Consider the following 10,268-nt stretch of genomic DNA (forward strand, 5'->3'; position numbering starts at 1 on the left):
ATTCAAATGTCACTGTTGGAAATCAAGAATCTCAACGTTCGCTTCGGCGACAAGAACGCCGTTCCGGTGGTCGACGGTCTCGACATTTCCGTGGACAAGGGCGAAGTCCTGGCCATCGTTGGCGAGTCGGGGTCCGGTAAATCCGTGACCATGATGGCGCTGATGGGCCTGATCGAACACCCGGGGATCGTCACCGCTGACGCCCTGAATTTCGACGGCAAGAACATGCTCAAACTCAGCAATCGTCAGCGTCGGCAAATCGTCGGCAAAGACCTGGCCATGGTCTTCCAGGACCCGATGACCGCGCTGAACCCGAGCTACACCGTCGGCTTTCAGATCGAAGAAGTACTGCGCCTGCACCTGAAAATGTCCAGCAAGGATGCCCGCAAGCGCGCCATCGAGCTGCTGGAAAAAGTCGAAATCCCGGGCGCCGCGAGCCGTATGGATGCCTACCCCCACCAACTCTCCGGCGGTATGAGCCAACGTGTGGCGATTGCCATGGCGATTGCCGGCGAGCCGAAACTGCTGATCGCCGACGAACCGACCACCGCACTGGACGTGACGATTCAGGCGCAGATCATGGACCTGCTGCTGGCGCTGCAAAAAGAGCAGAACATGGGCCTGGTGCTGATCACTCACGACCTCGCCGTGGTAGCCGAAACCGCCCAGCGCGTATGCGTGATGTATGCCGGCCAAGCGGTAGAGGTCGGTCAGGTGCCGCAGTTGTTCGACATCCCGGCACACCCGTACAGCGAAGCGCTGCTCAAGGCTATTCCCGAGCACAGCCTGGGTTCCTCGCGCCTGTCCACCCTGCCGGGCATTGTTCCCGGTCGCTATGACCGTCCGCAAGGCTGCCTGCTGTCGCCGCGCTGCCCGTACGTGCAGGACAGCTGCCGTCAACAACGTCCAGGCCTGGACCCGAAAAGCAACAGCCTCGCCCGCTGCTTCTATCCTTTGAATCAGGAGGTGGCGTAATGGCCGTCGTTCTCACCGCCCGTGACCTGACCCGTCACTACGAAGTCTCCCGCGGCCTGTTCAAAGGCACCGCGCTGGTACGCGCACTCAATGGCGTGTCGTTCGAACTCGAAGCCGGCAAAACCCTAGCCGTGGTTGGCGAATCCGGCTGCGGCAAGTCGACCCTGGCCCGCGCCCTGACGCTGATCGAAGAGCCGTCTTCGGGCTCGTTGAAAATCGCCGGGCAGGAAGTCACCGGCGCCAACAAGGCCGAACGCAAACAGCTGCGCAAAGACGTGCAGATGGTCTTTCAGAGCCCTTACGCGTCGTTGAATCCACGGCAGAAAATCGGCGATCAGCTTGCAGAGCCACTATTGATCAACACCAAGCTTTCCGCGGCCGAACGCCGTGAAAAAGTCCAGGCGATGATGAAGCAGGTCGGCTTGCGTCCTGAGCACTACCAGCGTTATCCGCACATGTTCTCGGGCGGCCAGCGCCAACGGATCGCCCTGGCGCGCGCCATGATGCTGCAACCCAAAGTGCTGGTCGCGGACGAACCGACCTCGGCACTGGACGTGTCGATTCAGGCCCAGGTGCTGAACCTGTTCATGGACCTGCAGCAAGAGTTCAACACCGCCTATGTATTCATCTCCCACAACCTGGCGGTGGTGCGCCACGTCGCCGACCAGGTGCTGGTGATGTACCTCGGCCGTCCGGTGGAAATGGGCCCGAAAGAAGACATCTACACCCGTCCCCTGCACCCGTACACACAGGCTCTGCTGTCGGCCACGCCGACGATCCATCCGGATCCGACCAAGCCGAAAATCAAGATCGTCGGCGAACTGCCGAACCCGCTGAACCCGCCGTCCGGCTGTGCGTTCCACAAGCGCTGCCCGTACGCCACCGAACTGTGCAGCAAAGAAGAGCCGGCCCTGCGCCAGCTCGACAGCCGCCAGGTGGCCTGCCATTACGCCGAGCAATTCGTCGTCTAGGCCGGGCATGAAAAAGCGCCCTCTCGGGGCGCTTTTTGAAACGCGTTGACCAACCCTCCTCCTGTCGGACTGCGCATCAGTCCGACAGGAGGAGGGTTCTTTTGTCTGAATCCTTAAGCCTTAACCCTGGGTATCGTCTTCGGAATCGTCGGAGGATGGGTCCTCATCGCCTTTAGTGTCACTTTGACTCTGATCACCGGTGGCAACCATCAAGCCACTGCCCTGCACACTTTTTGCTGCCCAAAAACCCTGGTCCTGCACCGCGCCGCTGCTCGCCCACGCTGCCGAAGTGCCCACCGACAGCAGCACCAGCACTTTGATCAGTAAAACCATGCGTTGAAAAATGCTCATAGCTGATTCCATCCTTTCGTAGGTGAATCACGAGTAGCTACGGATCGTATGTCCAACGAGCGTAGCGCTGTCTGAAATCTAGTCTGGATAGATCGGATTGACCAGATAGGACACTAACGATGGTCGCCAATTGCCGTTTGCCAAAAGACAGGTTTGGAATAATGGCTAGGTCGAATCGCTATTTAATTGCCACTGGGCACTGGTGGCGACTTGCATCTAGATGAGGCGGAATCACATCCGCCGTCCTCTCACAGCATCGTATATTCGGTTACATATACAGCGGTTCAGTTTATTCGGCTAAGCCGGTTTACCGTATCCTGTAACGAGACCAATCCGAGTCGATCCCGCAATTTCTTCGGCAGAGTCTGATTCATATGTGGCGCTCCCGAGTTCCACCATGGAGCGCGACCATTGAAGGCTGACTTTCTGGCGCGCGCTTCTCCAAACCCCAAGCGCATCAAGTTACGCGCCCTTATTGAGGGCCGCTTACATTGACACCAGATGACACAGCGAAGTTTATGCCGCACCCAGCCGTCCAGTTCCTCAAGTGACAGCTTGCTCTGACTGAGATTGAAATAGCCAACCCAACCACGCAGTACGGGTTTTACTCCTACTGCCGTCGGCTGGCGATCCCGCCCGACCTCATCCCCGCTTCGAGGTAACGACGAACCAGCCTGAGCACTCACCTATCCGTGACTCAGCGTTGCACATAGCCCATCAACGCATCGCGGTTCACTCGATCGAAGAGTTTCTCGAGATCGGGCTCCACGCTCCAGCGGTGACCCGCCGCCACATGGGCACGGGTTGTTTCGATGGCTTGGAGGGCGCTTCTGCCGGGACAAAAACCGTAACTGTAGTCCGAGAACTGGGAGCGAAGATCGGGGTGAGCTGTCGCAGCAGAGCCTGTTGGATCAGGTGATCCACGACACAGAGAATGCCCAGCTATCTTATCCCACTTTTGGGTTTGGGGATGTCGACGGCACGCACACCTTGCGGGCGATAATCGCCGGCCAACATCCGAGCCTTAAGGATCAGCCAATACTGTTTCACGTAGCCTGCCAATTGCTCGACCGTCATGCCATCAGCACCCGCTCCATCAGCGTGTCCAACTCCGCGTTCGTCCGCGTCACAGACGCCGCTGATACCTGTGCACTGTCAGCAGTCATCCTCAGATTCTGTCCGGGACTCGGGGTAACAGTCTTCTCTGGGAGAAATTCCTGCATTTCGGTATTCAACGAGACTCTGAGGCCTACTGGCGGTATAACCTGTTCGGCCCTTGGTGACGTGGTTATTCGTCACTTACTACGGCCTCGGCCAACTTCTGCAGGCTCATCCCGTCGCCTCTCGACGTTCGGTGCACACTGGCAAACGGGCAGATATCCCTGGGTAATTCACGCGACCTTCCTGCTTATGCCTGTCGGATTTACGTCACAGAGTTCCGTGCAAGTATTGGGCTTTAACGATTTTGGTCGTCTTACTGACCCCGCTGCGCCATCTCTATCCGCTTCCTGTTCGTCAGCCAGTATTTTACCTCGGGCTTCCTTCAGATTCGCAGTCGCCCGCGACACCCTTGCCTCTGGCTAACACTTCCCCTTGCTGGGTATGTAGAGGACTTTCACCTCCAAGTCTCTAGCGTGGCCACCCAGCCAAATTGGTTGCGCTTACGCGCAACGCGCTATGCCTGGCGCACTCACAAAAAAGCCCGAGGCTTTCGCGTCGCGGCTTTGTACGTAGCTGTTCAGCGCTTAATGATACTCACGCTTGGCACAGAATTTCACGTCCGGCCAGCGCTCTTCCATCAGCGCCAGGTTGACTCCGGGCGGGGCCAGATAGGTCAAGTGACCGCCGCCGTCGAAGACCATCAGTGCCGAGTCCATTGTTGGGGGATATGGCTGGACTTCATGGGTAAATCTATGGAACTCAAACTTTGATTATTAATATTCTTGGTTTTTTAGAACACTCCGTTGTTTTTATAGTGTTTTTTTGAGGCGGGGGAGCCACGCATCTCAAAACCAAATGTCAACTGTCAGAAGTGACAGTTGTAGGCTTTAGGGGACTTCGTTAGATTCGATAACGCGACAAGATAAAAACAACATTCACCTTTCAACAAAAGGAACGTTTTATGAGCAGCACCATTGAGTTTGCCCCAACGCAAACTAAAATAACCGCAGACGATATCAACCAAGTGCAACGCTACGTAAGAAAGGGGTTATCACTACCTACAACGATAGAGCGTGTCAATAACGAATTTAAAGGGAGTGTCGAAGATTCAGGTATTAGCCCGCCAGACCTCTTAACTACGTTCACTAACATTCATGGCCATGCCAGTGAATGGGCGTACTTGGAAACAAGTATCATAAAAACTGCCGGCACACTAAAAAGATTTTCAACCGACCTAGAGGATTATACCAAACCCGCCATTGATGAAATCAAAACAATCAAGGGCTACGAGGACTATGCATTTGAGACCAAGGACCTGACTGAAGAACAGGTCAGAATATTCAAAGTACCTGTGGACACCCGTGACCCAAGCGTAGACGACACTTATGCGACTATCAATGAATACGCACTGTCAATTATTGACTCCATCCAGCAAAAACAAAACGAAGCGACCGCTATAAAAAACCAGCTTTTGAATTTTGATCAGACGCTAATTCAGATTGAACAGGATGTGGGTGCAAAGGCGGCGAAAGCACTAGGGTCTAACACGCTACAGGAGTTGAGAGACATTACGGCAAAGCTTATCGCTAACAATAACGCCCTCAGTGACCTACAAAAGAAATCAGAAAGGGTATGGTGGGACGTGGTTTGTTGGTTCGCCATTTTCCCATATCTAGTTGCAAAATCTATCGCACAAATTGTCCGGGACGACCAAATGGAAGCATTACGCAACGAAAACGATAAATTGCTGGAGAAACAGGCTACCTTACAAAAAACCGCCGCCGTACTCAATGCCATTCAGTCTGAAATGCGCAGCCTTAGTATCTTTACAAGGGGGGCTATCGAAGGAATGAAGCAAATTGAGACGGTATGGAACGCTACTCTCAATGAAGTTATAGCCTCTAAAAATCTACTGGCCAACCCCAAGGACCTTAGCGTACTTAGAATTTTCATTATAAAAATGACGGCAGTGCTCGAACGCTGGAAAAAAATCAATAATTACATGAATTCTGTAACAACCGCCTTTAGTTCCTGAGGCTATTTTCAGAGGACGAAAAAATGATATTCTGCCTAGTTAAACCGTATGCACCCGATCTTAATAAAGCACGAATCTTGATACGTGAATACGCTAATGTAAAGTTGACCAACGTGTACATTCCAGCGTTAGGTCAAGAGCTGACAAGCCTTAAGACCGCACTCGACAATGTGGACAGCTCCTTTAATAGCAGCCTAAGCAAAATGTCGAGCACTTTGGACACCGTCGAAATTGTAGAATACTCAACAGCCCTTAATAACACTTGCGGCGAAACAGCTACCCCCTATAAAACCCGATTAAAAAGGAGCCTTGAAACTGTTAAATCAGAGCTACAGGAGCTTGCGAATAGTATGACATCGTCCTTAGGTGGTTTTGAAACAGTGCATATCAGTGATACGTCCGGAGAACTTTTAACTCTTGACTCTGAACGCAACAAGTTTTTAGCAAATCTCCCCACCGATCTTAAAAAATTATCGGGCAATCGTGAGAAATTGGAGGTCCTCGAAAAGTCGATTCTTGAATTCGAATCAAAAACATTCATTGATAGAGCACAACCAATCGTTAAAGAACTGGAAGCAGCGGTTACAAAAACCATTGACGCCCCTTCAGAGAATGCAAAGACAGCTATTAAAGCAGGCATGACGATTGCTCAAAATCTGCTTACTATTGCGAACGAAACAATCAAGTACAATCATCTTGTTGATGCACGCAACAAATTAATTAATGAAAACACTATTTTGCAGTCTCAAATGAACTATGAGCAAAAACAGGTAAACACCATCGATGATAAAAAATCACAATTAGCAGCGTTGCAAGACGTTGTCGAGCCACGCAAATTGTACGTCGCTGAAGCACGAAAAATCATTGGAATGCTTGTTGACTTCATTAATGACATTTTTCCCACCGATAGCGACTTAAACACCCAGGAAGGGCTGATTTCCATAGCGGATAGGTTTATTGAAAGCTGCCCTGCGGTTCCTAGCCACTTTGACTCGCTCGCATTTTATTGGTTACGCAACGTGTAACCATGTAAGCAGTCAGTATTTTTAAGTGAGCGGTTAGGTGCCGCGACTGGAAACGCGTTTTTCTCGGTGTTTGTGTGGGTTGTGACGTTACAGGTGTACCAGTTGCAAGTATGATTTTTTACACCTCCCACTTGACAATCAAAAATATTTATATATGAGGCATACAGCATGGATAGTTTAACGATTAGTCTTTTTTTAGAAAATCGGGCATCAGATTGCATAGTTACGAAGTGGAGCAGTTGGGATAGAGCTAATCGAATACACGGGGGATTGGATAAGGCCATTATCAATAGTGTCAATTGGTTTGAAGAGTGCTGGCCTCACCTTCCACACTATTGGACAGGCAACCACGATAAACTTCAACAGTTCGCTCAGGACACTATTGAGTACTCGGAAAAATGCCAAGAGATTAGTGCGAAGTCCTTAACTGTTCGCAACAGCCTTTTAACTATGGCAGAAAAAATCCAACTCTTTGGCGATTCAGTTATAAAAGCAATTGATAGCACTTCGGCAGGCACCAGAACTGACAACTTGACACAAGCACAAATAGAGCAGTTTGATTCTTCGTTACTGAACATTGAAGATACCAGTTGCGTGCAGAGTTTTTCGAGTTATATGGAGGCGCTCCAGGAATCAGTTTCAACGTCTCTAGCTGAGGTTTCTACATTTCAAAACAAGATTTCTGAACTTAAGTTTTTTTTGGTTAACAAAGTGCGCCCGGTTGTTGACGGCGCGCTGGAATTTAGTTTTCCAGACATTACGATGCGCATTAAGCATATTCGTGAAACTATACGAGAAGCAATAAAAAATGAAAATACCGAAACACAAAAATCCGCTGAAGAAGAAGAGAAGCGTATATTGAAATTACAAAAGGACATTGCTCAAGAAACCGGCGGGGAAGAATTTACGCCGATGAAACTTGAACAATTATGCATGGTTTTTATAGAGCTCTCTGAATCCATGTCACGCGTGGATCCAGCACTTGCAAAATTTGAAATACTTTGGATAGAAACAGCCAGCTTTATTCGAAACTCAAAAACCAACGCTGATTCTATTCAAAACATAAAAATGCTTAAAGTCTTTAAGACGAGAATGCAAAAAATCATGAACGATTGGAACAATGTAAAAGCACTGCTAGGTGCTCGACCCGTGGCTCTTCAGTAAGTCATCAGTGTATCTATTCTTCGGCACCACCCTCTCCAGCATTTCCAGCACCCTATGAATACTGAAGCCAAAAAATTAAACAAAGTGAACCCAAATGAAAAAGAAAGTCAGCACCCTCCCAGGCTACGTAGCAAAACTGTCGCACGGCAAAGTTGTCGTGTACAAAAACTGGATTACGTTTGATAAAGGCACGACCAAAGTATTCCGAAGTTCACAACCCTACTACAACGACTCGGATGATACACCTCAAAAATTTGACGCCTCGGCAATTGCACTTTTAAAAAATTACGGAATTAAGGGCATCATCAGCCTGAATCAAAAATTATTAGAGGGCACCAGTGCGAGTGAATTAAGCAAGGAAAGCATCACCTATCACCATCTTGAAGTTAAAGATTTTAACACCCCTACAGGCAAAGAACTTCTACAGGGATGCAAGGCAATAGAAAGCGCGCTGAGCAAAGGAAACACTTTGGTTTATTGTGGCTTTGGTCAGGGACGAACAGGAACGATGATGACGGCTTATGAAATATACAAACTTCCCAAAGGAAGTTCGGCCACCAAGTTAGAAGCCCTTATCACCGCCTCTACTGCGGAGACCGATGACCAGGAAAAAAGTCTTCGTGCACTTTATAAGCTGCAAAATCCCTAGAAAGGCTGCGCAATGGTCAAATGAGGGTGGTCATCATGACCACTCTCTATTTCGACTTCCACTCAGCGCTTAATGATGCTCACGCGTCGCACGGAATTTCACGTCCGGCCAGCGCTCTTCCATCAGCGCCAGGTTGACTCGGGTCGGGGCCAGGTAGGTCAGGTGGCCGCCGCCGTCGAGGGCGAGGTTTTCTACAGCCTTGACGCTGAACTCTTCGAGCTTCTTCTTATCGCTGCAATCGATCCAGCGTGCGGACCACACGGTGATCGGCTCGTAGGCGCATTCAACCTTGTATTCCTCTTTCAGGCGGCTGGCGACCACATCGAACTGCAGCACACCGACGGCGCCAAGGATGATGTCGTTGCTGCGTTCCGGGAAGAACACCTGGGTCGCGCCCTCTTCGGCCAGCTGCTGCAAGCCCTGGCGAAGTTGCTTGGATTTCAGCGGATCCTTCAGGCGTACGCGACGGAACAGTTCTGGAGCGAAGTGCGGGATACCGGTGAAGCCCAGGGCTTCGCCTTCGGTGAAGGTGTCGCCGATCTGGATGGTGCCGTGGTTGTGCAAACCGATGATGTCGCCGGCAAACGCTTCTTCCAGCTGTTCACGTTCGGAGGAGAAGAAGGTCAGCGCGTCGCCGATCCGGACGTCTTTGCCGGTGCGCACATGGCGCATCTTCATGCCTTTTTCGTACTTGCCGGAGCAGATACGCATGAAGGCAATGCGGTCGCGGTGTTTAGGGTCCATGTTCGCCTGGATCTTGAACACGAAACCGCTGAACTTCTCTTCTACCGGTTCCACCGTGCGCTCATTGGCGACACGGGCCAGCGGCTTCGGTGCCCAGTCGACCACGGCGTCGAGCACATGATCGACTCCGAAGTTACCCAACGCGGTACCGAAGAATACCGGGGTCAGTTGGCCGTCCAGGAATTCCTGTTGATTGAATTCGTGGCAGGCGCCCTGCACCAATTCCAGCTGTTCGATGAAGCGCTCGTACTCGTCACCCAAGTGGGCGCGGGCTTCATCGGAGTCGAGCTTCTCGATGATTTTCACATCGGTCCGCTCGTGGCCATGGCCAGCGGTGTAGACAATGATGTAGTCGTCGGCGAGGTGATAGACGCCTTTGAAATCGCGGTAGCAACCGATCGGCCAGGTGATCGGCGCAGCCTTGATCTTCAGGACGGCTTCGATTTCGTCGAGCAGTTCGATCGGGTCACGGATGTCGCGGTCGAGTTTGTTGATGAAGCTGACGATCGGCGTGTCACGCAGACGGCAAACGTCCATCAGGGCGATGGTCCGTGGCTCTACACCCTTACCGCCGTCGAGGACCATCAATGCCGAGTCGACCGCCGTCAGGGTGCGGTAGGTGTCTTCGGAGAAGTCTTCGTGGCCCGGGGTGTCGAGCAGGTTGATCATGTGATCGCGATACGGGAACTGCATGACCGACGTGGTAATGGAAATACCACGCTGCTTTTCCATTTCCATCCAGTCGGAGGTGGCATGGCGGTCGGATTTGCGAGACTTCACCGTGCCGGCAACCGCAATCGCCTTGCCCATCAGCAAGAGCTTCTCGGTGATGGTGGTCTTACCCGCATCGGGGTGGGAAATAATGGCGAAAGTGCGGCGTTTCGCGACTTCGGCGGCCTGTTTGGTCATGGGAAATCGCCTGGCAGGTGATTCAAAAAAGGGCGGCGAGTATAGCTCAAAACGACATCTACGGACCACCATTCGCCCTGTAGCAGCTGCCGAGCTTGCGAGGCTGCGTTCGGCTGCGAAGCGGCCGTAAATCAAACAATGCGGTCTTTCAGGTATACCGTGTGTAACGGTTTTACGACGGCTTCGCCGCCGAACGCAGCCTCGCAAGCTCGGCAGCTGCTTGTATGTTGCACCGACATCAAACGAGAGGATTTAATCTCGTCGGTGCACACATGCAAATGCGT

General features: G+C 51.6%; 8 protein-coding genes and 2 pseudogenes. 6 read left to right on the top strand and 4 right to left on the bottom strand.

Going from position 1 to position 10,268, the window contains the following annotated elements; genetic code table 11:
* Positions 1–6: 6 nt before the first annotated feature.
* Both AC3WK5_RS24885 and AC3WK5_RS24890 read left to right on the top strand, forming a co-directional pair.
* Complete coding sequence (locus tag AC3WK5_RS24885) at positions 7–975, top strand: ABC transporter ATP-binding protein (RefSeq protein WP_054594033.1); 969 nt, start codon at positions 7–9, stop codon at positions 973–975.
* Positions 975–1,946 carry a peptide ABC transporter ATP-binding protein gene (locus tag AC3WK5_RS24890; RefSeq protein WP_054594034.1) on the top strand — a complete coding sequence of 324 codons (972 nt, stop codon included), beginning with the start codon at positions 975–977 and terminating at the stop codon, positions 1,944–1,946. Before AC3WK5_RS24885 ends, AC3WK5_RS24890 begins: the two co-directional genes overlap by 1 nt.
* Before the next feature lie 120 nt (positions 1,947–2,066).
* Here AC3WK5_RS24890 and AC3WK5_RS24895 read toward each other — a convergent pair whose 3' ends face one another.
* The 3 genes and pseudogenes from AC3WK5_RS24895 to AC3WK5_RS24905 all read right to left on the bottom strand — a co-directional run.
* On the bottom strand, positions 2,067–2,309 hold the full coding sequence (locus AC3WK5_RS24895; protein ID WP_371919124.1) for a hypothetical protein: 243 nt from the start codon (positions 2,307–2,309) through the stop codon (positions 2,067–2,069).
* A gap of 272 nt (positions 2,310–2,581) precedes the next feature.
* Positions 2,582–3,559, bottom strand: a pseudogene (locus tag AC3WK5_RS24900) (group II intron maturase-specific domain-containing protein).
* A 483-nt stretch (positions 3,560–4,042) separates the two neighbouring features.
* Positions 4,043–4,150 (bottom strand): annotated as a pseudogene (locus tag AC3WK5_RS24905) (hypothetical protein); the annotation flags it as partial.
* A gap of 269 nt (positions 4,151–4,419) precedes the next feature.
* On the opposite strand from AC3WK5_RS24905, the gene AC3WK5_RS24910 reads away from it, so the two are divergent.
* From AC3WK5_RS24910 to AC3WK5_RS24925, 4 genes are all read left to right on the top strand, one after another.
* A complete protein-coding gene (locus AC3WK5_RS24910) occupies positions 4,420–5,493 on the top strand; it encodes an alpha-xenorhabdolysin family binary toxin subunit A (protein ID WP_103315792.1) in 1,074 nt (357 codons plus the stop codon).
* Between the two features lie 113 nt (positions 5,494–5,606).
* On the top strand, positions 5,607–6,518 hold the full coding sequence (locus tag AC3WK5_RS24915) for an alpha-xenorhabdolysin family binary toxin subunit B (protein WP_146039806.1): 912 nt from the start codon (positions 5,607–5,609) through the stop codon (positions 6,516–6,518).
* 168 nt (positions 6,519–6,686) lie between these two features.
* Positions 6,687–7,682 carry a hypothetical protein gene (locus AC3WK5_RS24920; protein ID WP_103315794.1) on the top strand — a complete coding sequence of 332 codons (996 nt, stop codon included), beginning with the start codon at positions 6,687–6,689 and terminating at the stop codon, positions 7,680–7,682.
* A 94-nt stretch (positions 7,683–7,776) separates the two neighbouring features.
* Positions 7,777–8,331: a protein-tyrosine phosphatase family protein gene (locus tag AC3WK5_RS24925; protein WP_103315795.1), complete on the top strand. Its 555-nt coding sequence runs from the start codon at positions 7,777–7,779 to the stop codon at positions 8,329–8,331.
* A gap of 69 nt (positions 8,332–8,400) precedes the next feature.
* Here the strand turns inward: AC3WK5_RS24925 and AC3WK5_RS24930 are convergent, their stop codons facing one another.
* Entirely contained in the window at positions 8,401–9,984 is a 1,584-nt protein-coding gene (locus AC3WK5_RS24930) for a peptide chain release factor 3 (protein ID WP_103315796.1), read from the bottom strand.
* Between the last annotated feature and the right edge of the window lie 284 nt (positions 9,985–10,268).

It is taken from the genome of Pseudomonas sp. FW306-02-D09B, from assembly GCF_058782685.1.

Bases quoted from the DNA above. Each gene is read 5' to 3' on its own strand.
- AC3WK5_RS24885 (WP_054594033.1), top strand. From the start codon at position 7: ATGTCACTGTTGGAAATCAAGAATCTCAACGTTCGCTTCGGCGACAAG.
- AC3WK5_RS24890 (WP_054594034.1), top strand. From the start codon at position 975: ATGGCCGTCGTTCTCACCGCCCGTGACCTGACCCGTCACTACGAAGTC.
- AC3WK5_RS24895 (WP_371919124.1), bottom strand. From the start codon at position 2,309: ATGGAATCAGCTATGAGCATTTTTCAACGCATGGTTTTACTGATCAAA.
- AC3WK5_RS24910 (WP_103315792.1), top strand. From the start codon at position 4,420: ATGAGCAGCACCATTGAGTTTGCCCCAACGCAAACTAAAATAACCGCA.
- AC3WK5_RS24920 (WP_103315794.1), top strand. From the start codon at position 6,687: ATGGATAGTTTAACGATTAGTCTTTTTTTAGAAAATCGGGCATCAGAT.
- AC3WK5_RS24925 (WP_103315795.1), top strand. From the start codon at position 7,777: ATGAAAAAGAAAGTCAGCACCCTCCCAGGCTACGTAGCAAAACTGTCG.
- AC3WK5_RS24930 (WP_103315796.1), bottom strand. From the start codon at position 9,984: ATGACCAAACAGGCCGCCGAAGTCGCGAAACGCCGCACTTTCGCCATT.